The 22291-nt window shown below is 38.2% G+C and carries 22 protein-coding genes and 1 tRNA gene; 6 read left to right on the forward strand and 17 right to left on the reverse strand.

Translation table 11 applies throughout. The features are described 5' to 3' along the window. Positions 1-20: 20 nt before the first annotated feature. Positions 21-1961: a hypothetical protein gene (locus C805_RS26575; RefSeq protein WP_016216510.1), complete on the reverse strand. Its 1941-nt coding sequence runs from the start codon at positions 1959-1961 to the stop codon at positions 21-23. 306 nt (positions 1962-2267) lie between these two features. On the opposite strand from C805_RS26575, the gene C805_RS0106865 reads away from it, so the two are divergent. Further along, entirely contained in the window at positions 2268-2630 is a 363-nt protein-coding gene (locus tag C805_RS0106865; protein WP_051135853.1) for a hypothetical protein, read from the forward strand. Between the two features lie 341 nt (positions 2631-2971). On the opposite strand, the gene C805_RS23335 is transcribed toward C805_RS0106865, so the two are convergent. The 8 genes from C805_RS23335 to C805_RS23370 all read right to left on the reverse strand — a co-directional run bounded on the left by C805_RS23335 (position 2972) and on the right by C805_RS23370 (position 9478). Then, a tRNA-Arg gene (locus tag C805_RS23335) sits at positions 2972-3045 on the reverse strand. A gap of 54 nt (positions 3046-3099) precedes the next feature. Then, complete coding sequence (locus C805_RS23340) at positions 3100-3978, reverse strand: DUF3881 family protein (protein ID WP_016216511.1); 879 nt, start codon at positions 3976-3978, stop codon at positions 3100-3102. A 171-nt stretch (positions 3979-4149) separates the two neighbouring features. Further along, the gene (locus tag C805_RS23345) at positions 4150-5178 is read right to left on the reverse strand and encodes an HD-GYP domain-containing protein (RefSeq protein WP_016216512.1); all 1029 of its coding nucleotides are present in this window, start codon (positions 5176-5178) and stop codon (positions 4150-4152) included. A 78-nt stretch (positions 5179-5256) separates the two neighbouring features. After that, a complete protein-coding gene (locus C805_RS23350) occupies positions 5257-5790 on the reverse strand; it encodes a DUF4446 family protein (protein WP_016216513.1) in 534 nt (177 codons plus the stop codon). 88 nt (positions 5791-5878) lie between these two features. Then, complete coding sequence (locus tag C805_RS23355) at positions 5879-6790, reverse strand: ParB/RepB/Spo0J family partition protein (protein WP_016216514.1); 912 nt, start codon at positions 6788-6790, stop codon at positions 5879-5881. Then, positions 6791-7558, reverse strand: a complete 768-nt coding sequence (locus tag C805_RS23360; protein WP_016216515.1) for a ParA family protein — start codon at positions 7556-7558, stop codon at positions 6791-6793. It lies immediately after the preceding gene. Positions 7559-7804: 246 nt separating this feature from the next. Continuing rightward, positions 7805-8449 carry a response regulator gene (locus tag C805_RS23365; RefSeq protein ID WP_016216516.1) on the reverse strand — a complete coding sequence of 215 codons (645 nt, stop codon included), beginning with the start codon at positions 8447-8449 and terminating at the stop codon, positions 7805-7807. 15 nt (positions 8450-8464) lie between these two features. Next, on the reverse strand, positions 8465-9478 hold the full coding sequence (locus tag C805_RS23370; RefSeq protein WP_016216517.1) for a sensor histidine kinase: 1014 nt from the start codon (positions 9476-9478) through the stop codon (positions 8465-8467). Positions 9479-9759: 281 nt separating this feature from the next. Here C805_RS23370 and C805_RS23375 point away from each other — a divergent pair, with 281 nt between their 5' ends. Beyond that, the gene (locus tag C805_RS23375) at positions 9760-10716 is read left to right on the forward strand and encodes an alpha/beta fold hydrolase (protein ID WP_016216518.1); all 957 of its coding nucleotides are present in this window, start codon (positions 9760-9762) and stop codon (positions 10714-10716) included. 51 nt (positions 10717-10767) lie between these two features. On the opposite strand, the gene rsmG is transcribed toward C805_RS23375, so the two are convergent. The 8 genes from rsmG to rpmH form a co-directional block, all read right to left on the reverse strand. Further along, positions 10768-11490, reverse strand: coding sequence for a 16S rRNA (guanine(527)-N(7))-methyltransferase RsmG (gene rsmG / locus C805_RS23380; protein WP_016216519.1), 723 nt, complete (start codon positions 11488-11490; stop codon positions 10768-10770). Next, positions 11465-13381, reverse strand: coding sequence for a tRNA uridine-5-carboxymethylaminomethyl(34) synthesis enzyme MnmG (gene mnmG / locus C805_RS23385; protein WP_016216520.1), 1917 nt, complete (start codon positions 13379-13381; stop codon positions 11465-11467). The genes rsmG and mnmG overlap by 26 nt, the downstream gene beginning before the upstream one ends. A gap of 24 nt (positions 13382-13405) precedes the next feature. Then, positions 13406-14797 (reverse strand): tRNA uridine-5-carboxymethylaminomethyl(34) synthesis GTPase MnmE, encoded by a 1392-nt coding sequence (gene mnmE / locus C805_RS23390; RefSeq protein ID WP_016216521.1) that lies wholly within the window; start codon positions 14795-14797, stop codon positions 13406-13408. Between the two features lie 91 nt (positions 14798-14888). Then, positions 14889-15524, reverse strand: coding sequence for an RNA-binding cell elongation regulator Jag/EloR (gene jag / locus C805_RS23395; protein WP_016216522.1), 636 nt, complete (start codon positions 15522-15524; stop codon positions 14889-14891). 20 nt (positions 15525-15544) lie between these two features. Beyond that, on the reverse strand, positions 15545-16807 hold the full coding sequence (locus tag C805_RS23400; protein WP_016216523.1) for a YidC/Oxa1 family membrane protein insertase: 1263 nt from the start codon (positions 16805-16807) through the stop codon (positions 15545-15547). Positions 16808-16825: 18 nt separating this feature from the next. After that, positions 16826-17035 carry a membrane protein insertion efficiency factor YidD gene (gene yidD, locus C805_RS26100; protein WP_081640376.1) on the reverse strand — a complete coding sequence of 70 codons (210 nt, stop codon included), beginning with the start codon at positions 17033-17035 and terminating at the stop codon, positions 16826-16828. Beyond that, positions 17032-17385 (reverse strand): ribonuclease P protein component, encoded by a 354-nt coding sequence (gene rnpA, locus C805_RS23405; RefSeq protein WP_016216524.1) that lies wholly within the window; start codon positions 17383-17385, stop codon positions 17032-17034. Before rnpA ends, yidD begins: the two co-directional genes overlap by 4 nt. A 78-nt stretch (positions 17386-17463) precedes the next feature. Next, positions 17464-17598, reverse strand: a complete 135-nt coding sequence (gene rpmH / locus C805_RS26105; RefSeq protein WP_081640377.1) for a 50S ribosomal protein L34 — start codon at positions 17596-17598, stop codon at positions 17464-17466. A gap of 609 nt (positions 17599-18207) precedes the next feature. Here rpmH and dnaA point away from each other — a divergent pair. The 4 genes from dnaA (at position 18208) to recF (ending at position 22285) form a co-directional block, all read left to right on the forward strand. Further along, positions 18208-19557, forward strand: a complete 1350-nt coding sequence (gene dnaA, locus C805_RS23410; RefSeq protein WP_016216525.1) for a chromosomal replication initiator protein DnaA — start codon at positions 18208-18210, stop codon at positions 19555-19557. A 304-nt stretch (positions 19558-19861) separates the two neighbouring features. Further along, positions 19862-20974, forward strand: coding sequence for a DNA polymerase III subunit beta (gene dnaN / locus C805_RS23415; RefSeq protein WP_016216526.1), 1113 nt, complete (start codon positions 19862-19864; stop codon positions 20972-20974). A 13-nt stretch (positions 20975-20987) separates the two neighbouring features. Then, positions 20988-21197, forward strand: coding sequence for an RNA-binding S4 domain-containing protein (locus tag C805_RS23420; protein WP_016216527.1), 210 nt, complete (start codon positions 20988-20990; stop codon positions 21195-21197). After that, complete coding sequence (recF, locus tag C805_RS23425; protein ID WP_016216528.1) at positions 21194-22285, forward strand: DNA replication/repair protein RecF; 1092 nt, start codon at positions 21194-21196, stop codon at positions 22283-22285. Before C805_RS23420 ends, recF begins: the two co-directional genes overlap by 4 nt. Positions 22286-22291 lie beyond the last annotated feature (6 nt).

Consider the following 22291-nt stretch of genomic DNA (forward strand, 5'->3'; position numbering starts at 1 on the left):
TCATGCGAGGTTCAGATTTTTTACATATTAGCTATCAAAGCTGCAATATCCTCCGGACTCATAGCCCTGTTTGGATCAGATAAATCCGGTAACGGAGGCTTTATATCTTCCATAATTCCAACAGTTGTATCCGGCAATTCTTCTGTTGCAGCATTTGCAATTAAAGCTGCGATTTCTTCCGGTCTCAGAATACCGGCCGATGCTCCTGGTTTTGGCACAGGTATCATCTTAGGCTCAACATTCAGCTCCGGCATTAATGTTGGCTCAATGACTGGTTCCGGTATGGGTTCTGACTCTTCAACAGGTTCCTCATCAGCACTGGCCAGTAAAGCCATGATTTCTTCCGGCGTCAGCATATTATTGATTTCCGGCATTTCTATTGGCTCCGGCATTTCTGATGCTTCCGGTTCTGCTGTTATCATTGGTTCCTGTATTTCTGCCGGTTCTTCCATTGCAATTGGTTCCGGCATTGGTTCTTCTGTTATCACTGATTCAGATACCGCTTCTTCCGCCGCAATTGGCTCTGATTCAGGGATTTCCACCAATTCCGGCATTGACTCTTCCATTGCAATTGGTTCCGGTTCTGGCATCTCCACTGACTCCGGTTCTGCTGTCACTTCTGGTATCGGTTCTTCCATTACCACTGGTTCCGGTATGGGTTCTTCTGCTGCCATCGGTTCCGGGACTTCCACTGGTTCTGGTATTGCTTCTTCCATTATGGTTGGTTCCGGTTCTGGCATTTCTACTGACTCTGGTTCAGAAACTGATTCTTCCATTATCATCGGTTCCGGTTCTGAAATCAGTTCTTCCATTACAGTCGGTTCCGGTTCTGACGCTATTACCGGTTCCAGGGTTGGTTCCGGTGTTTCTGCCGGTTCTTCCATCATAATTGGCTCCGGCTCTGATATTTCCACTGGCTCTGGTTCAGAAACTGCTTCTTCCATTACCACCGGTTCCGGCATTGGCTCTTCCGCTGTTATCAGTTCCGGTATTTCCACTGTTTCTGGTATTACAGCCGGCTGTGATTCTTCTGATACTGCAACCTCAGAAACCGGCTCTTCCATTACCACCGATTCCGGCATTGGCTCTTCCGCTGTTATCGGTTCCGGTTCTGCTGACATTTCCGGTATTTCTACTGGCTCTGTCGCTTCCGATTCTGCTGGCATCTCCGGTATTATAACAGGTTCTGGCTCCTGAATCATAACCGGTTCCGGTTCTGACGCTATTACCTGTTCCGGCATTGGCACCGGTTCAACATAGGAACTTTCTTTTATGATGGAAACCTGATCCATCACAGACTGAGGAATCTGGTCAATTTTTTCAGGTATCACATCAATAATATCTTTTATCAGACTGGAAGACTGCTGAATCTTCTCTATTAACTCCTTCTGATCATCATCCATTTTCTGTATCTTCTTCTGATATATTTCATCCTGTTTGGATAAAACCTCATCCTTCATTTCATAAATGGACTGTTGAAATTCTTCCATCTGTTTTAACAACTGGTCGTTGGAATTCATCAGAGCATTGGCATTTTCCTTACTGCGGCTGATTGTGATTTTAGCAACTTTTTTCTGACCATCCATCAGAGATTCCAGCATATTGGCAATTTTCTTCTGATTTACAGAATTTGCCTTTTCCAGAGGCATAATTTTCTGACCGATAAAATTCAGCTTTTCATCCAGTTCCTGGAATTTTTTCTGTGAAACCAGATGTGTGGACTTCTCCGCTTTCATAATATCCACATACTGTTCTTCTGAACGCTGGCTTTCCCTTTCTCCCAGTTTCAGCCATCTGCTGATTGTCAGGCTGACACAGACTAACGTTACAATTGCAGCAATCCCCAGGATCTGGTAATTATTCTGCATATTGACAATAATATAAATATCAAATAAAAATACAAATAAGGTAATAACCGATATGGCCTGTACTTTTATCTTTCGTGAACTGTCATTTTCCATTTATTTTCCTCCGTCGTACAAATGAAATATTCAAAATCACAAATACAGTATGGTAAATTATGCCGGTGCGGCATACATAATAATCTTTTGGTATTATAACACAAAATTTATTGCTTTGCAAACCTTCTTACTGATACTTTTCTATCTTTTGCCTGTCATCCTTACATATATCATACCGTCATTATTTCTGTAAAAATAAATCGAAAAACAGCTCTGTTCCACCTTTCATATACAGGTTTGAATCAAAATTGCAGGGCAGATATTTCCAAAAAACTTGGAATACGACCTTCTGATGATTCAAATTCCATGATGCCTCAACGTCTTATTTATGCCACGAAAGACTTTCGAAATGCTATAGCACATAACGATGTAGTTTTCGATACACGTTTCCGAACTGGAAGCATTGATAAACAGGTAGGAAATGCTATTTTCAATGCTACTGGAGTAAGGGGATTAACTTTTGAAACTATTACAGACTATTTAGTTTTAGTAATTTACCAATTGAAACTTCTTCATATATCAAAAACAGAAATGAAACATATTATATCGGGATTTGAAGATATAGTAGAAAAATTACGCAATAGTGTTCCAATAAGTATTTTTAACCAGATTATCCATACTGATAATAATGCTAAACTCACCAAATTAAAAAATTTTGTTAAATCGTAAAAATCCTTGCATTTTTTACGCCTTTCCTGTATACTATAAATGTGAATAGCGGTGCGTCTCTACGGAGCGTACTTGAGAGAATCGGATGCGTCCGGTTCTCTTTTTAATAAAAAAAGTTTATCTATATCTTTTAAATAAATATTCCTGTATGATAATCTATAACTTCGTCTCAACATGTGACAAAGTTATAGTCTTGAACTAAAAACTCTCGCCTTTTCAATTAGCAAGATTTTCAGCAAAATTTTTCGGACAATTAGCAGAACCGCTATTTTGATTAGTAAACTCAGATATAGTAAAATACCGGAAACTCTGGAACCCCAGATTCCCGGCATTTTTATAGACGTCGCTAAGAGGATTTGAACCTCCGGCCTACCGCTTAGGAGGCGGTCGCTCTATCCAGCTGAGCTATAGCGACAATTACAGAATCTATTATATTTTAATAGTTTCCAACTGTTTTGTCAATAACTTTTTACATCTGATAATGCACCTTCCCCTGCATCCAGATAGTACCTTTAAATCTCCGGCCCACTGCAGGTTCACCCATTAAATCTTCCTGATTCACACAGACGTCAAATACCAGATGATTACTGTTCAGAGTCAGAACATAAGATTTTTCCTTTGTCTCCTTATTTTCTGCTGTATAGAAATCAAGAATTTCTCCCATAATACTGTACTGATCGCTCTCAATTCCGTAAGGCATAAAATAAGTATCTACAATAGAGAGAATATCCTCCGTCATAACCCGCCTGGAAATCATGGAATAAGTGTCTATGTCTTCCAGAGTCAGGCTTTCCATGGCTTCCTCATCGCCTTCCCTTGCAGCCGCCATCAGATGATTCCTGTTATTGGTATATTTTTCACCGCTTTTAATCTGATTTTCATTTTTATACACAGGAAGGATAATTTTTCCACCGGTAGACAAAGCGGAAATGGTAGTATTTACAGGCATTCTTCTTGCATTTTTCGTCCGGCATTCCTGGAGATATTCCACTGCATTCTGCAGATAAAATATCAGAGTTACACCAATTCTCATTTCATCGCAGACACCTGCATAAGCCTCACGGTCAGAACGCTTTTCAATTTCCACTCTCTCTTCTGTACTGATTCCGCTTCCTTTAAAATAGGGATAATAGTATTCTGCATGAAATTTGTCCTCCACATAAAATCCTCGAACTGCAATTCCTGTAAATTCTCCAAATTCTCTGCTTAACTCTGCAAAAACATTTCCTTCCTCATCCTCTGTCACAATCTTCTGATCCGGATGTTCTATAATCTCTCCGATTAACAAATCGAGTTCACTTTTATTTTTTAAATTCTTGAATCCGATACTTCTCAAATAACTATGCAAGTTTTTCCCCTCCCTCCTGGGATAAAAACAAATTTCACTTTCTGGAATCTAAATGCTTCTTTTTTTCATTATATAATATAAAATAAAATTTTGCAATTTTTTTTGTTTACTTCTGCTGAAAATTATTTAAAAACCCATAAAATCCCAATCTGTTCTGTTCATTTCTTTCAGCTATACAGAGGTTATAATTTTCGGCGCTTCTTTCGTATTGAGATTTTCTGTCACAATTTTACTCTGTTCCAGCTCACCCGTGTATAAAACAACAGGCGCCTGAGAATTTTCTGTCTGAGATATTACCACAGCATTCTTTCCATTCTCGGTTCTCACAAAAGTACCTGCAGGATAAATACCTATTTTTCTTTTCAGTATTTTTTCCATACGGTTTTCAAATTTCTGATGATCTGAAATAATTTCAAAAGCCTGATAGACAGATTTTCTGGTACTCTCTACTCCGGATACCGCGCAGTCAAAAGCATCACAGATCTGTATCATCCGGCATTCTTTCTGACTGTTTTTCTGTTTCAGCGGATAGCCGCTTCCATCCAGCCGTTCGTGATGAGAAAGTACCATCATTTTTGAAATCTCAGGAACCCATTCTTCCTCCTGAAGAGCTGTATATCCCAAAATAGTATGTTTTTTCATCCCATGTATTTCTTCCTGATTCATAAGCTGATAAGAACATTTCCGATAATCTACATTCAGATACTGATATCCCAGATCATGAAGAAGGCATCCCATAACTGCATCTTCCATTCTCTTTCTGGAAAATCCATATTCTTTACCAAGTATCATAACCATAATTGTAATAAACATGGTATGTTCATACAAATCAGGCGTACGGTTCCACACGTCCAACGCACGTTTTTCTTTTGTCTTTTCAAAAACTGTTACAATATCTTTTCCAAGGCTCTCCAGTTTTCTCAAACTGTTGCCTTTTCGGTAAATATGATGAGACAATATTTCTCTCAGGTCATTTTCAAATTTCAGGAACATATTTTTGTCAAAATAGAAATTTGCCTTCTCGTATTTTTCAAAGGGGTCATTTACAAATACCGTCCGTATATTTAAAGCAGTCAAAGCCTCTTTATAACATGCTTTCAAAACGGTTCCGGCTTCGAGAATCACCTTTCCATTTTCCAGACATACATTCTTCGCCAGCACTTCATTTCCCATTAATTCCGATACCTGATATTCTCTCATATTGTACCTCTTATATAATTCCGCCCTGGGTTTTTATCCACCCAGGGCATCGGTTCGGACTGAAAAGAGCTATACTCCCTAATCTTCTACCGGTGCAGTTAATTTCTTTAACCCCATTGCAATATCCAGTGCCTCTTTTTCTTCGTCCGCAAGTACAATAATGGAATTACCATTAACGATTTCTTTGATATAAGTATAACATCCTTCCCTGCTGTGCATTGCATTGATAATAAATCCATCATTTTTCTGATCAAGTAATGCCAGGGAAAAACTTAATTTTCCGCCCATTTCATGAAAAGCATCGTATTTTACCATTCCAACCTTTTGGAACGTAAATTTCAGGCTGTCGAAAATCTTCTGAATGTTTTCTCTGTTTTCTGCCTCATAAGTCAAAAGCTCGTCCACTTGCTGAATCCGTTTCACCAGAGTATCTTCCAATGATTCCGCATTTTTTCCCATCATAAATGCTTCATATTTTTTCCTGAGTCTTCCTGTTTTTATAATATTGACAATCAATAAAATAAACAGGATTAACATGACCCCGGACATTATTGCAAATGTCAGCAAAAAGTCATCTGCTGTAAAGGATAATCCTAATAAATCTGAATGCATAGTTTCCTCCATTCCGCATATTTATGAAATACATGAATTTCAATAAATATATGGTTGTTATATCTTTATTTTCAAGAACGTATGTTTATTATGTATCTATCTGATGAATTGACTGAAATAATTCCAGAATTCTTTCCAGTTCATTGTTGGAATAATATTCGATTTCAATTTTTCCTTTATCTTTGTTCTTATAATGAATAGCTACTTTTGTACCCATAATAGCTTTCAGCTTCTGTTCCATATCTTCATAAAAAACAGACATGCCATCATCTTCCTGCTTTTTCGGAAGTTCTGATTTCTGTTTCTGAAACTTTTTCACCAGTTTCTCTGTTTCCCGCACACTTAATTTTTCATCGAAAATCTGCTGTGCAAGATTGTACTGATCTTCATTGTCCGGAATTGCCAGAAGAGCTCTGGCATGTCCCGTTGAAATCAAATCATCAATTACCATCTGCTGTACCCTTTCATCCAGTTTCAGCAGACGCATGGAATTGGTTACTGCTGTTCTGGATTTGGATACCCGTTCTGCTACTTCATCCTGTTTTAAATGAAACTCATTTAACAATTTCTTATAGGCAAGAGCTTCTTCAATGGGATTCAGATTTTCTCTCTGTATATTTTCAATCAGAGAAATCTCCACCATTTCCTGTTCCGTCAGATTTTTAATAATAACCGGGATTTCTTTTAAGCCTGCGATTTTTGCAGCTCTCCATCTTCTCTCACCCGCAATAATTTCAAAATAATCTTTTTTATCCTGCACCAGCAATGGCTGTAAAATTCCATACTGTTTTAATGATTCTGAAAGTTCCAACAGGGAGTCTTCATCAAAACTTTTTCTGGGTTGTTCACGGTTTGGTTCTATCTTTGCTATTTTTACAAAGGTTACATCTTTATCCGGTTCCGGAGCTCTGACCGCTTCTGTGGTTGCTGCAGTTCCGACTTTGTTTGTGATAAGACTGTCCAGACCTTTTCCCAACCCACTCTTTTTTGCTGCCGCCATTTATATTTCCTCTCTTTCTATCACTTCTTTTGCTAACAGACGATAGCTTTCTGCACCGGCAGATTTGGCGTCATATAAATTTATCGGCAGGCCATGACTGGGGGCTTCTGCTAATCGAATATTTCTTGGAATAATCGTTTTATAAATGGTAGTATTTAAGTTACTTTTTACATTTTCCACAACCTGTAATGACAGGTTTGTCCTGGCATCATACATGGTAAATACTACCCCTTCCATCTGAAGGTTTGGATTTAATCTTTCCTGTACCAGATTAATAGTGTGTATTAACTGGCTCAGTCCTTCCAATGCATAATATTCACACTGAATTGGAACCAGAATTGTATCTGCGGTAGTCATGGCATTGATAGTAAGCATATTCAAGGAAGGAGGACAATCAATGATAATAAAATCATAATCATCTTTTATATAGTCAACTTCATTCTTTAAGATATACTCTTTTTCATTGATACCCAGTAATTCAATTTCTGCTCCTGCGAGATTTACATTGGATGGTATCAGAAAAAGTTTATCAATTTCTGTCTTCACCATACTTTCACGAATGGTACACTCTCCCAGCATAAGTTCATATACTGTATTACTCAATTCTGTTTTTTCTACGCCAAAGCCACTGGTTGTATTTCCCTGAGGGTCCATATCAATGGTTAATACTTTTTTACCTTCTTCCACAAGACAGGATGATAAGTTAATTGCTGTTGTGGTTTTTCCTACCCCGCCTTTTTGGTTGGCTATTGCGATAACTCTTCCCATATTTTTTTCCTTTCCTCTTATGTTAATCCTATTATAGCACCTTTTTCTTTTCATTACCATAGTCAATTCGTTCAAAAAATGTTTCACGTGAAACATTTTTTTGACGTAACGAATCCGATTTATAAGCAAGATTATTTCATTCATTACTATAAAAATTCTTATGTTTCACACAGAAAAAAGGAGAATGTTTCACGTGAAACATTCTCCTGAAAGATTTATAAAATAAAATATAATAACTGACTGTGCTTAAAATATATCTATCAACTTATTACGAATTGAAAAAACTGCAGCCTGTGTCCGATCTGTCACTTCTATTTTTTTAAAAATACTGGAAATGTGATTTTTCACAGTGCGCTCACTTATATTTAACTTTTCACCTATTTCTTTATTATAAAGTCCAACCGATAATAATTTTAATACTTCCATTTCCCGTTTAGTCAGCAAAGCAATCTTTTCTTTATCAACATTCCTTTCTACCATTTTTGAATTAAGTAAAGGTATCATACTCGGTTGTATATAGGTTTCTCCTTCAATCACATGGAAAATTGCCTTTTTCAACTCAGCAGAATCAGACTCTTTCAATAAATAACCGTCAATTCCCATTTCCACTGCTTTCAATAAAAATTCTATTTCATTATGCACTGTCAATATTACAACTTTTACATCCACATTATTTTCTTTTAACCTTTCCAAAACCTCCAATCCATTCATATTTGGCATATTAATATCCAACAACAATACCTGCGGAACTATCTTCTTCAGAAGATTCAAACATTCAACTCCATCACTCGCTTCACCAATTACTTCTACATCACCATCCAATTCAAGTAATTGTTTCAACCCTTCTCTGACAATAGAATGATCATCTACAATCACAATTTTTGCTGGCATATTTGCACCTCCTCCTTATCTAATTGGTAATTCAGCAATAACTTTTGTCCCCTTTCCTGGATCAGAAATAATTTCCAATTTTCCCGACAGGAGATATGCACGTTCTCTCATCATGAAAATACCAAATTCTGAACCATCATTCATTTCTAAATTTTGAATATTATTTATAGTGAACCCAACTCCATCGTCCTTAATCTCAATCACAACTTTTTCTTCCAGGTATTTTACCCGTATAAATACGTGCTTTGCTCTGGCATGTTCCAAAATATTGTCACATGCTTCACTCACAATTCGTAAAATACCCAGGGACACAATTGGAGAAAGCTCTATGGATTCACCCAATGTTTCATATGAAACATTCAAAATTTCACTTTTACGAAGTCTGGAAACTTCCTTTTTCATTGCAGCGTCCAGTCCGATTTCATCCATATACACAGGATGTAATTCATGAATTACACCTCTTACATTCTGAATGATATCACGGACACTTTTTAAAATTGCCTGAAATTCCAGACGACAACGGACCGTATCTACATCCATTATTTTGGAACAGATTTCAATTTTATGAATCGTATTTGTAAGATTCTGAAGTACACTATCATGAAGATTTTTCGCAATATGCTGCTGTTCTGTTTCCTGTATTTCCAGGATTTTCTGTTTATAAACCTTATACTTTTCCTGCAGATCTTCCTCTTCCGAATAAGAATTTTTACTCTCACGGGCAGCCTTTAAAGCAGTTTCCAGCTCCGTCAGAGAATGATCCAAATCTGCTATTTTTTCTTTCAGTCCATCTGCTTCTGTCTTTAATCTTTCCTGCTCTTCCTGTAAAGCCTCAATCTTTAAATGATTCTCCTGGTCTACTTCTCTTGGAGAAAAAGATTCAAAATTTTCATCCAGAGTATTTACCAACGCCTGAACAAATTTAATATTGTCTTTAATAAGAATGTCTTTTTTCTGGTACTCTCTTTCCAGATTTAATTTTTCCTCGTACATCTGATGATGTAAATTTTCTAAATATACTACTATCATAACCTTGCCTTTAGAACATATGTTTGTATTCTGATACTTTCACTGAGAGATTCAGAATAGTCACATAACTGAAAAATAAATTAACGATAATCATATTTATTTTAATATAAATTCAAAAAAATGAAAAGATGTATTTTAAATATTTTGTCATTATTTGCACATTTTTGCAGAAACTTAATCCTCCGGCAATTACTTATTTAAAGCATGTTTTTACTTGTATATCAGCACCATTTCGTCTATAATATAAGAAAAACAGAAAGAAGATAAAGGAGGCGGCTATCATGAAAAAACAGATTCGTAATCTTTTACTTTTAAGTTCCATCACAGGTATCAGCATTTACGGCATCAACAAGGCAATCAGCATTTCATCCACAGCCAACAACTTACTGAAAACAGATAAAGGAAATTTTTTTAACTGGAGATATGGAAATATTTTTTATACCAAACAGGGAAAAGGAAGTCCTTTACTTCTGATACATGACCTGAATCCTGCTTCTTCTTCCTGCGAATGGGATAAAATTTCAAAACATCTGGCAAAACACCATACTGTTTACTGTCTGGATTTACTGGGATGCGGCAGAAGCGATAAACCCAATATGACTTACAGCAACTATCTGTTTGTTCAGCTAATCACCGATTTTATTAAAAATGTAATTGGTTCCAAACCGGATATTATTGCCACCGGAGAATCTGTTTCTTTTGTCCTTATGGCCTGCAATATGGAGCCGGAATATTTTAACCGAATGATTATCATCAATCCTGCAAACCTGGTGAGCCTGAACAAAACACCCAATAAAAGAAAAAATGCGCTGAAATTCCTGATAGATCTTCCTGTTTTTGGTACTATGATTTACAATCTGGCATTTTCAAAGAAAAATATTGATAAAATGTTTTATCATGATTATTATTATAAAAGTCATCTGGTTCCTGGCCGTCTGACAGATACTTATTACGAAAGTGCACATACTGCAAACAGTTATGGTAAATACCTGCTGTCCAGTATCAAATCGAATTACACCAATATCAATATTGTTCATGCTCTGAAAAAAATAAACAACAGTATTTTCCTGATTGGAAGCAAAGGTAACGATCATAGCGAACCCATCATCAATTCCTACGTTTCCTATAATCCTTCCATTGAATTCTCTTTCGTATCAGAGTCGAAATATCTTCCTCAGTTGGAGGTTCCGGAAAAGCTGATCGAACTTTTGAATTTATATCTGAATCCCGCAAAATAAAAAAAGAAAAAACTGCAGAAAAAGATAATTCTTTTCCTGCAGTTTTTTATATCATTGAATGGGTGTTCTGGAAGGAGTTCCTGCTTTTCTCGGATATGATTTCGGTGTCCTTTTTTTCTTTTCAATCAGAACAAAAGATCTGGAAACATCTGTCTGAGGCAAAACAAATTTTTGTACTTTTACCATTTTTCCGCCCAAAACTGAAATTGCCTTTCCGGCCTGCTTTACTTCTTCCTCCACCTCTCCTGATTTATAGGAAACAAAATTCCCTCCGACCCTGACAAATGGAAGACAGTATTCACTCAGGGAAGACAAATTTGCCACTGCTCTGGAAACACACAAATCAAACTGTTCCCGATATTCTTTTTTTACAGCCATTTCTTCTGCTCTCCCATGAACCGCAGTAATTCCGGATAAATTTAATTCTGATATAACTTCCTGTAAAAAGAGCACACGCTTATTTAAAGAATCCATCAGCACAATTTCCAACTCAGGAAATGCTATCTTAAGAGGAATTCCAGGAAATCCTGCGCCGGTGCCCAAATCCAGAACCTGCATTTTCCTGTTTAAATCCACACATTTTATCAGGCTGAGAGAATCCAGAAAATGCTTTTCCACCACATCTTCAAATTCTGTAATGGCAGTGAGATTCATTACCTTATTTTTCTCTGTCAGCATTTCATAATAAATTAAATACTGATTTATTTTTTCATCTGAATATGGAATTTTCAGTTGTTCCAGACCAAGTTTAAACTTTTCCAGTTGATATGACATCTGTTTCTTCCTTTCTGCGGTACATCTGTTCCAGATAAACCAGCAATACAGATATATCTGCCGGTGACACACCGGATATTCTGGATGCCTGTCCCACATTTACCGGCTGGTATAGATTCAGCTTCTGTTTTGCCTCAATTCTGAGACTCTTAATCTGATTATAATCAAAATTTTCCGGCAGCTTCTTTTTTTCCAGCCTTTTGAACTCCTTTACCTGCTTTAACTGTCTTCTGATATATCCGTCATACTTGATATTGATATTTACCTGTTCCACCACATCTGCTGCCAGAACCGGACGTTCCTCATCAAGTTCTGCCAGAACTTCATAGGAAAGTTCCGGCCGGCGTATCAATTCCGCAAGGGTGGTTCCTGTCTTTAAGGGGGTACTGCCATGCTTTTCCAGAAGTTTCTGAACTGCTGCTCCTGCTCCCAGATTCACATGATGGACGCGCTCCACTTCCTGCTCAATCAGACGCTGCTTTTCCACAACCCGGTCATATCTTTCCTGACTTATCAACCCATACTGAAACCCAATGGGAGTAAGGCGCAAATCTGCATTATCCTGACGCAGCAACAGACGGTATTCCGCCCTGGAAGTCATCATCCGGTAAGGTTCACGATTATCTTTCGTCACAAGATCATCAATCAGCACTCCAATATAGGAAGAAGCACGGTCCAGAATCAGAGGCTCTTTGCCCATACAGAATCTTGCTCCATTAATTCCGGCCACCAGGCCCTGTGCTGCCGCTTCCTCATAACCGGAACTTCCGTTAAACTGCCCCCCTGAAAAAAGCCCTTTTATATTTTTAAATTCCAGTGAAGGAAAAAGCTGTCTGGGATTGATACAGTCGTACTCAATGGCATAGGCATTCCGTACAATTTTGACATGTTCCAGCCCTGTCACACTGCGGTACATTCTGTACTGAACATCTTCCGGAAGTGAGCTGGACATGCCGCCCACATACATTTCATTAGTATAGAGTCCCTCCGGCTCAATAAAAACCTGATGTCGCTCTTTGTCCGCAAATTTTACCACTTTATCTTCAATGGAAGGACAGTACCTTGGGCCTGTTCCTTCAATCATGCCGGAATATAGAGGAGAACGGTCCAGATTATCCCGGATAATTTCATGGGTCTCCTCATTGGTATAAGTCAGCCAGCAGGAAACCTGATCAATCTGTACCTCCTCCGGACTGGTGGTAAAAGAAAAAGGAACAACCTGTTCATCCCCTTTCTGTTCCTGCATTTTACTGAAATCCACAGATCTTCTGTCTATTCTGGCCGGGGTTCCCGTTTTAAAGCGAAACAGCTCTATGCCGTTTTTCTGCAAAGATTCCGAAAGATAACCGGCAGCCTGAAGGCCGTTGGGTCCCGTATGATTTACCACATCGCCATAAAGGCATCTGGCTTTCAGATAAGTTCCGGTACAGAGTATCACAGCCTTACTGTTATAAGAAGCACCGGAAAAAGTTTTCACACCTTTCACCGTTCCCTCTTCCACTATCAGCTCGGTCACTTCTGCCTGACGGATGGTAAGATGATCTGTATTTTCCAGAGTAGCCCGCATAAGGGCACTGTATCTGGCTTTATCTGCCTGAGCACGAAGAGAATGAACTGCCGGCCCTTTGGAAACATTCAGCATTTTTGACTGAATAAAAGTTTTATCTATATTGATACCCATCTGCCCTCCCAGAGCATCAATTTCCCTTACCAGATGTCCCTTTGAACTTCCGCCGATATTTGGATTACAGGGCATAAGTGCAATACTCTCCACGCTGACCGTAAACAGAATCGTTTCCATCCCAAGTCTGGCACAGGCAAGAGCTGCTTCACAGCCTGCATGTCCTGCTCCAACCACGCAGACATCATATTCTTCCGTAATATAAGGCATAAAATTCTCCTTTCAAAATTAACTTTATTTTCCCATACAGAAACTGGAAAAAATCTCATTAATCAGATCCTCTCCTGCTGTTTCTCCTGTGATAGTCCCCAGCTCTTCATAAGCATTCATCAGATCTATGGAATAAAAATCCTCCGGCATCCCGTCCTCAATGCTTTTTCCCACCATGGAAAGGCTGTCAAATGCAGACTGCAGAGAAGATTTCTGCCGTACATTTGTTATGAATATTTCATTGTTAAAAGAAATATCTCCTGTAAAGAACATCTCTTTAATTTTATCTTCTAACTTTTCAATTCCTTTCTTTTCCTTTGTTGATACAGAAATTATAGGATGATTTAATTTTTCACCCTGCAAAATTCCATACAGCTCCTGTTCTGAGATATTCTGAGGCAAATCCGATTTGTTTAAAAGAATAATCGCCCTCTTTTCCCTGAGAAAAGACAGAATTTCCCTGTCATTTTCATCAAAATCAGTGGAAGAATCTACTACATATATAATTAAATCTGCATTTAATAAGTGTTCTTTTGTTCTGTCAACGCCGATTTTTTCCACAATATCCTGAGTTTCACGGACTCCTGCCGTATCTGTCACATTCAAAATAATCCCATCCAGATTAATCTGTTCTTCCAGAATATCACGGGTGGTTCCTGCAATATCTGTCACAATGGCACGATCTTTTCCAACAAGAACATTCATCAGAGAAGATTTTCCTGCATTAGGTTTTCCTGCAATTACCGTATTAATTCCTTCTTTCAGAAGAACTCCGTTATCATAAGTAAGAAGCAGTTCCCTTAACTGCTCCTGCATCTGAACAACTATTTTATATAACTGCTCTCCATATCCATCAACAGAAATATGTTCCGGATCATCCAGAGCTGATTCAATAAAAGCAATTTCATGGAGAATAGTCTGACGGATACGCTGTATTTTTTCCTTCAGACTACCCCGAAGCTGAGAAATGGAGGATTCCAGCGCAAAATCATTCCGTGCATTAATCAGGTCAATGACAGATTCTGCCTGAGACAAATCAATCCTGCCGTTTAAAAAAGCCCTTTTTGTAAACTCCCCTGGTTCTGCAGGTCTTGCACCATACTTTATCACTGTTTCCAGAATCCGCTTCATCACAAGGGTTCCCCCATGGCAGGTAATTTCCACCGTATCTTCCATGGTATAGGAAGCAGGAGCTTTGAAGATTAATACCATCACTTCATCCACCAGTTTTTCATCATCATAAATATAACCATAGTGAACCGTATGGCTGTCTGCCTGTGACAACTTCTTTCTGCCATTTACGGAACGATAAATTCTGTCTGCAATCTGAAAAGATTCTTCACCGCTGATCCGCACAATACCAATACCTGCATTTGTCATGGCTGTTGCAATAGCTGCAATGGTATCTCCTTTCATAATTTCACCTCATTTCAAAAAATAATCTGTTTTCCTGTAAGACAAAGGCTTTCTCAATCTGAAAACACATTTTGAGAAAGCCTTTTCTATGCTACTGATTATTATTTCTTTTCAAAGTAACTACCACATGTCTGTAAGGTTCTTCCCCTTCACTGTGAGTATTTACATAACGGTCATTCTGCAATGCGGAATGAATTACACGCCGTTCAAAGGGATTCATGGGTTCCAGGGAGACGGAACGTTTGGTTCTTTTTACCTTATAGGCAATATTTCTCGCCAGATTTTCCAGAGTATCTCTTCTTCGCTTCCGATAATCTTCCGTATCTATTTTTACTTTCACATACTCGCTGACCTGTTTTCCAACGGCAAGATTTGTAAGATACTGTAAAGAATCCAGGGTTTGTCCACGTTTTCCGATTAAAACGCCCATCTCATCCCCTTTCAGCTCCACGTCCACATTTTTGCCGTCTTCACTCTTTGTAATGATAATTTCCACTTCCAGATTCATAGCAAGAAATACGCTATGGAGAAAATCATATACATAATCCTCTGTGTCAGACTTCTTACGGATTTTAATCACAGCAGGCTTACTGCCAATTCCAAGGAAACCTGAACTTCCTTTTTCAACTACTTCATATTCAACCTTATCACTGGTTGTACCGAGTTTCACAAGGCCCTCTGTAATGGCGTCATCTACGGTTTTTGCTGATACTTCAATAAAATCCATTCAAATTCCCCCTGTTTCCATCACTTGTTATTGCGTTCGTTAAATTCTTTTACCATATTGGCCTTTTCCAGCAGACTGCCTTTTCTGGCTGTTTTTGCATACTCTTCTGTTCTGCGGATTTTTTCTTCCTTTTCCTCTGTACTGACAGGCTCTGCAATTTTTCTGGTATTAATTCTGGCGGCGTTTGCAATCTGATTTTCGTAAATCCCCTGCTTTTCTTTTCTCTTTTTCACTTTCTCTTTATTCTTCTCTATAATCACTTCCAGATCAAGATTCTTCATGTATTTATTCAAAAAGAACTGCTGAATGAAGCGGATTACGGAACCGGCAATCCAGTAAATACCAACACCCACCGGAACAGAAAATACCATAAAAAGAGAAAACAGAGGTAATACTGTATTCATGGTTTTCATCTGTCTTGCCATGGCGTCATTTTCTCCGCCTGCAGCACTGGCATTGGGCATCAGCTTTATATTCAAAACCTGAGAACCATAAGAAGCAAGGGGGATCAGGATTGCACCGATAATCAGGATAAAATCTTTATTTTCCCATCCCGTACCAATCAGGTTCACAGGGGAATTGGCAATATTGATACCTAAAAAATTATTAAAATGTGTAACAGAAGCCTCCACAGAACTGATAATATCGGTAAGTCCCGTAAAACTGTCTTTTAAAATTTCCCATCCCTGCCCTGGGAGTGCATAGAGCACATCAATAATGGAATTTGCAGTGGTAGCGGCATTTTCATAATTCAGGCCTACGGTTTTTACGCCTGCTTCTTTTACGAAAGAAGTCATAATATCCTGATATCCGTCCACTCCCATGATTTTATCTACCAGTGGAGTATATACAGCCTTTACACTGCTTACATATGCAGGAATATTCCGGACTACCTGATACATGGCCAGCATAATGGGGAAGTTAATCAGAAGCTGTACGCAGCTTCCCATGGTTGATACACCGTATTTCTGGTATACCATCTGAGTTTCCTCATTCATTTTCTGCATGGACACCTGATCTTTTTTATTTTTGTATTTTTCCCGGATAGCATTGATCTCAGGCTGCATTTCCTGAGAAAGCCTGGAAAATTTCTGCTGCTTGTATGTGAGCGGAAGCATCAGAATATAAAGTATCAGAGTAAACAAAATAATACACAGTGCAATATTCTGGATGCCGAACGCACTGTTTAAAAATGTATACAGGCCATCCATAATATAGCCAATCAATTTTGCAATAGGACCCAGTATTTTGCCGGGATACTGAGTCAGTATAATTTCCGTCAATCTAACAAACCTCCTAAATTATGGAACCGGGTCATATCCGCCTTTGGAAAATGGATTACATCTCAATATTCTCCATCCGGCCAACAGGGACCCTTTACACGCACCATATTTCTGAATTGCTTCCAGTCCATAAGTGGAACAGGTAGGATAATAAGGGCATTTTGTTGTTTTCAGGGGTGACAAATATTTTCTATACAAATTAATTAAGGCAATTAATATTCTCTTCAAAATATCTCATCTTCTTTTCTCAAAATATGATGAAGACCTCCAAGATGCAGCAACGCTTTTTCCGTTTCCTGATAAGTTACCTTCCTGGACGCCCCTCTTGCTATGACTACAATGTCCAAACCTGAGCTGAATTTTTCTTCCTGTAAGCGATATGCTTCCCGTACCAATCTTGTAATATGATGTCTTACAACGCTGTTTCCTACTTTTTTACTGACTGAAATTCCCAGTCTGTTTCTCTCCGTATTATTCTTCAGAACATACATGACAAAATAACGATTTACACAGGATTTTCCGTTCTTATATACTTCCCGGAAAGAACTGTTCTTCTTCAACGATTCTGAAAATCTCATAATATACTGATTCTCCGGTTCATACGATGAATGTACAAATCTAAACAGCAGTAAGAAGAAAGACCACAATGATGTGGCCTAAGCTGATAATCTTTTTCTTCCTTTTAATCTTCTTGCAGCTAAAACTCTTCTTCCACCCTTGCTACTCATTCTTGCTCTGAATCCATGAACTTTGGATCTTGATCTCTTTTTTGGCTGATATGTCATTTTCACGGGTCATCCACCTCCTCTATACGAAAAACATTATGATTCATTATATCAAAAAATCCCCTTAAGTCAAGCCGTTTTGCAATTTTTTCATATCTTGCACAAAAAGTAAAACAAAAGAATCATACTGTATACAATATGTGGTAACAAAGTTTTTCCCCGGCACAAGTTTCCATGTTCATATTCCGGAAAAAGTTTATTTTTCTTTCCACGTTATTCACATGGAGTATTATAATAAGGAAGAAAAAAGTTATCCTCCTTTGTAAATCAAAGTTTTCCACAAGTTATCCACATTTTCCACTTTTGAAAAAGTTATCCATATTTTGTGGATAACTTGTGGAAAACTTTTTGAAAATCTGTGTATATTTTCATTTCTATTCCAAAACTTCCTGAAAAACAGGGATTTTTTGAATGTAGATATGTTTACAGAGATATTTGTGTATAACCTCAGGTGAATTTTTTCAGGCTCTTAACCCTCATACCGGATATAAAGGTCTGTTTTTTCTTTCCTTATCCCCTGTACCTTTAAAAAATTTAATTGATTATTCGGGCCATTTGCGTTATTATAGAATATGGAAGACTATGAACTTAGAAAAAGGAAGTTTGGAGAACAATATGGAACTTATTTTAGAAAAGTGGGAAGAAATTCTCAGGACGGTAAAAGAAGAACATGATCTTACAGATATTTCTTTCAACACCTGGCTAAAACCTTTAAGCGTATACAGTATTGAAGGCTCAAAACTGTATATTCTTGTTCCGTCAGAACAGATGGGATTGAATTATATTACAAAGAAATACACACTCCCCATCAAGGTAGCCATTGCGGAAATTACAGGCATTGACTATGAAATTGAATTCATTCTGCAGGAACAGACGAAAAATATCAGGTCTTTTAAAAGTAAAAATCCTGACTTTGTTCCAGATACGGAAAAAAGCAATCTGAATCCCAACTATACTTTTGAAACCTTCGTAGTTGGTAAAAATAATAAATTTGCTCATGCTGCAAGCCTTGCTGTATCAGAATCTCCGGGAGAAGTTTACAATCCTCTCTATATTTATGGAGGTCCGGGACTGGGCAAGACCCATTTAATGCAGTCCATCGGCCATTTTATCCTGCAGCAGAAGCCGGAGAAAAAGGTTATTTACGTTACCTCAGAGGAATTTACCAACGAAGTAATCGACTCTATCCGAAACGGAAATGCTTCCGCCATGACAAAACTCAGAGACAAGTACCGTACCGTAGACGTTCTGATGATTGACGACGTACAGTTCATCATCGGAAAAGAAAGTACCCAGGAAGAATTTTTCCATACCTTTAATGTGCTCCATTCTGCAGGAAAACAGATTATCCTTTCTTCGGACAAACCGCCCAAGGAAATGGAAACACTGGAAGAACGCATTCGTTCCCGTTTTGAATGGGGGCTGCTGGCCGATATCGGCTATCCTGACTATGAGACCAGAATGGCCATTCTCAGAAGAAAAGAAGAACTGGACGGATTTCATCTTGAAGATGAAATTCTTGATTATATTGCCATAAATATCAAATCCAATATCCGGGAGCTGGAAGGAGCCCTGAACAAACTGCTGGCTTTTTCCAATCTGGAACACACGGATATTACCATGGAAGTTGCCATCCGGGAGCTGCAGAATATTATTTCACCGGACAAGCCAAGGGAAATTACGCCTCAGCTTGTTATTGAAATTGTAGCAGAACATTTCAATATCTCCACAGACCAGATGATTTCCAAGAACCGCAGCAATGAAATTGCGAAACCCAGGCAGATTGCCATGTACTTATGTAAAAACATGACGGCTGCCCAGCTTGAAACCATCGGCACTCTTCTGGGAGGAAGGGATCACTCCACCATTATTCACGGCATTAAAAAAATTACGGAAGAATATCAGAATGATGAAAACTTCCATCAGACCATTGAAACCATCAAAAAGAAGATTAACCCTAATTAATGCTTCCATTCACATTTGTGGATAAGTTGTCCAAAAGCCTGTGAATGGAAGCGGATAAGCCGTACATTCATCCACGGCCGTCCATTTTACTTTATGGGATTCATTTTTTCCCTGAAATTTATACACAGCCTGTCCATACACCTTCAAGGTGAAATTCACAGGCTTATCCGGCAAGAAAAACGGCTCAAAGCACCTGAAATTCAGCCTTTGCATAATTATACACTTATGAACAGCCCCTATGACGATTAAGACGAATCTCTTATCATAAATTTATCTTTAAGCTCAGGAAGGAGTTACACACAATATGAAAATTATATGTTCCAGAACAAATCTCTTACATGGAGTCAATATTGTATCAAAAGCTGTTCCTTCCAGAACCACTATGGCGATTCTGGAATGCATTTTAATTGACGCTTCTACCAATGAAATAAAATTAACGGCAAATGATATGGAACTGGGAATAGAAACCAGAATAGAAGGAGAAATTGCAGAACGAGGCGTTATTGCACTGGATGCCAGAATTTTTCTGGAAATTGTGAGGAAACTTCCTGATAATGACGTAACCATTGAGACAGACTCCTCCTTTAAGACGGTAATTACCTGTGAAAAAGCCAAGTTTAATATTATCGGAAAATCAGGAGAAGATTTTTCCTATCTTCCTTACATAGAAAGAAATCAGCCTGTCATGCTTTCTCAGTTTACTCTGAAAGAAGTAATCAGACAGACCATATTTTCCATTTCAGACAGTGACAACAATAAGCTGATGACCGGAGAACTGTTTGAGATGAAGGAAAATCAGTTAAAGGTGGTGTCACTGGACGGACACCGTATTTCCATCCGTAAAATAGAACTGAAGGAGGCATATCCTGACTGCAAGGTAATTGTGCCGGGCAAGACACTTCAGGAAGTAAGTAAAATTGTGCCGGGAGACGCCAGCGAGTTCGTCAGTATTTTCTTTACGGAAAATCATATTGTTTTTGAATTTGATAAAACCACAGTGGTGTCCCGTCTGATTGAAGGAGAATATTTTAAGATAGACCAGATGCTGTCCTCCGATTATGAAACAAAAATTAAAATTAATAAACGGGAGCTTCTGGACTGCATTGACAGAGCTACCCTTCTGGTCAAAGAAGGCGATAAGAAACCAATCATTATGAATGTAACCGATGAAAATATGGAGCTGAAAATCAATTCCTTTATCGGTTCCATGAATGAAGATATAGATATTCAGAAAAGCGGAAAGGATATTCTGATTGGATTTAATCCCAGATTTTTTATTGATGCGCTGCGTGTCATTGATGAAGAAGAGGTTACCCTGTATATGGTAAATCCAAAGGCCCCCTGCTTTATCAAAGATGACAACGAAACTTTTATTTATCTGATTCTGCCGGTAAATTTCAATGCGGCAGCCAGTTAGAAAGGAACTGCACATGGAAGTAATAAAGTTAAAGGGTGATTATATAAAATTAGGGCAGGCGCTGAAAGCTGCAAATCTGGTGGATTCTGGTGTGATTGCCAAGCTGGTTGTACAGGACGGCCTTGTAACGGTGAATGGAGAAGTGGAAGTTCAGCGGGGGAAAAAACTGGTGGATGGAGATGTTGTTTCCTTTGAAGGGGAGACAATCAAAATCGTAAAATGATTTTAAAATCTGTTGCTTTAAGCCATTTTCGCAATTACAGCGATTTATATATGGAATTTGACAGAGGAACCAATATACTGTACGGCGATAACGCACAGGGAAAAACCAATATTTTAGAATCCGTCTATGTGAGCGGAACCACCAGGTCTCATAAAGGAAGCAAAGACCGGGAACTCATACAGTTTGGTGAGGAAGAAGCTCATATCCGCACAGTTGTGGAACGGAAGGAAAAAGAATATCAGATAGACATGCATATCAAAAAGAGCCGTTCCAAGGGGATTGCCATCAATAAAATCCCCATTAAAAAGGCTGCGGAACTGTTCGGTATTCTGAATATCGTGTTTTTTTCTCCGGAGGATTTGAATATTATTAAGAATGGCCCTTCGGAGCGCAGGAAATTTCTGGATTTTGAGTTGTGTCAGCTTGACAGAATTTATCTGTATCATCTTACAAATTATAATAAAATATTAAATCAGAGAAATAAACTTTTAAAAGATATCAGTTTCCGGCCGGAGCTTAAGGATACCCTTCCGGTCTGGGATTTACAGTTAATTGATTACGGGAAAAAAATCATCGCTTCACGAAAAACTTTTGTGAACCGGTTAAATGAGATTGTTTATGATATACATAAGAAAATTTCCGGTGAAAAGGAAGAACTTTTTCTGAGCTATGAGCCGGATGTGGAAGAAAAACAGTTAGAGGAGGAATTGCTGAAAAACAGAGAAAGGGATTTGAAATTCGGTATGACTTCTGTGGGACCTCACAGAGATGATATGTGTTTTCTGATCCGGGATACTGACATCCGCAGATTTGGTTCTCAGGGACAGCAGCGGAGTTGTGCACTTTCTTTAAAACTCTCAGAAATAGAGCTGGTTAAAACCTCGGTTGGTGAAACACCTGTTCTGATTCTGGATGATGTGCTGTCGGAGCTGGACAGCAGCCGGCAGAATTTTCTTTTAAACAGTATTCATGATATTCAGACAATTATTACATGTACGGGGCTTGATGAGTTTGTGAAAAACAGATTTGAAATCAATAAGATTTTTAAAGTGGTAAATGGGACTGTAAAAGCTGAGAACAGTTTTTAGAAATTG

Source organism: Eubacterium sp. 14-2, assembly GCF_000403845.2.
Lineage (GTDB): Bacteria > Bacillota > Clostridia > Lachnospirales > Lachnospiraceae > Petralouisia.

Bases quoted from the DNA above. Each gene is read 5' to 3' on its own strand.
- C805_RS26575 (WP_016216510.1), bottom strand. From the start codon at position 1,961: ATGGAAAATGACAGTTCACGAAAGATAAAAGTACAGGCCATATCGGTT.
- C805_RS0106865 (WP_051135853.1), top strand. From the start codon at position 2,268: ATGATGCCTCAACGTCTTATTTATGCCACGAAAGACTTTCGAAATGCT.
- C805_RS23345 (WP_016216512.1), bottom strand. From the start codon at position 5,178: ATGAGAGAATATCAGGTATCGGAATTAATGGGAAATGAAGTGCTGGCG.
- C805_RS23350 (WP_016216513.1), bottom strand. From the start codon at position 5,790: ATGCATTCAGATTTATTAGGATTATCCTTTACAGCAGATGACTTTTTG.
- C805_RS23355 (WP_016216514.1), bottom strand. From the start codon at position 6,790: ATGGCGGCAGCAAAAAAGAGTGGGTTGGGAAAAGGTCTGGACAGTCTT.
- C805_RS23360 (WP_016216515.1), bottom strand. From the start codon at position 7,558: ATGGGAAGAGTTATCGCAATAGCCAACCAAAAAGGCGGGGTAGGAAAA.
- C805_RS23365 (WP_016216516.1), bottom strand. From the start codon at position 8,449: ATGCCAGCAAAAATTGTGATTGTAGATGATCATTCTATTGTCAGAGAA.
- C805_RS23370 (WP_016216517.1), bottom strand. From the start codon at position 9,478: ATGATAGTAGTATATTTAGAAAATTTACATCATCAGATGTACGAGGAA.
- C805_RS23375 (WP_016216518.1), top strand. From the start codon at position 9,760: ATGAAAAAACAGATTCGTAATCTTTTACTTTTAAGTTCCATCACAGGT.
- rsmG (WP_016216519.1), bottom strand. From the start codon at position 11,490: ATGTCATATCAACTGGAAAAGTTTAAACTTGGTCTGGAACAACTGAAA.
- mnmG (WP_016216520.1), bottom strand. From the start codon at position 13,381: ATGCCTTATATTACGGAAGAATATGATGTCTGCGTGGTTGGAGCAGGA.
- mnmE (WP_016216521.1), bottom strand. From the start codon at position 14,797: ATGAAAGGAGATACCATTGCAGCTATTGCAACAGCCATGACAAATGCA.
- jag (WP_016216522.1), bottom strand. From the start codon at position 15,524: ATGGATTTTATTGAAGTATCAGCAAAAACCGTAGATGACGCCATTACA.
- rnpA (WP_016216524.1), bottom strand. From the start codon at position 17,385: ATGAGATTTTCAGAATCGTTGAAGAAGAACAGTTCTTTCCGGGAAGTA.
- dnaA (WP_016216525.1), top strand. From the start codon at position 18,208: ATGGAACTTATTTTAGAAAAGTGGGAAGAAATTCTCAGGACGGTAAAA.
- dnaN (WP_016216526.1), top strand. From the start codon at position 19,862: ATGAAAATTATATGTTCCAGAACAAATCTCTTACATGGAGTCAATATT.
- C805_RS23420 (WP_016216527.1), top strand. From the start codon at position 20,988: ATGGAAGTAATAAAGTTAAAGGGTGATTATATAAAATTAGGGCAGGCG.
- recF (WP_016216528.1), top strand. From the start codon at position 21,194: ATGATTTTAAAATCTGTTGCTTTAAGCCATTTTCGCAATTACAGCGAT.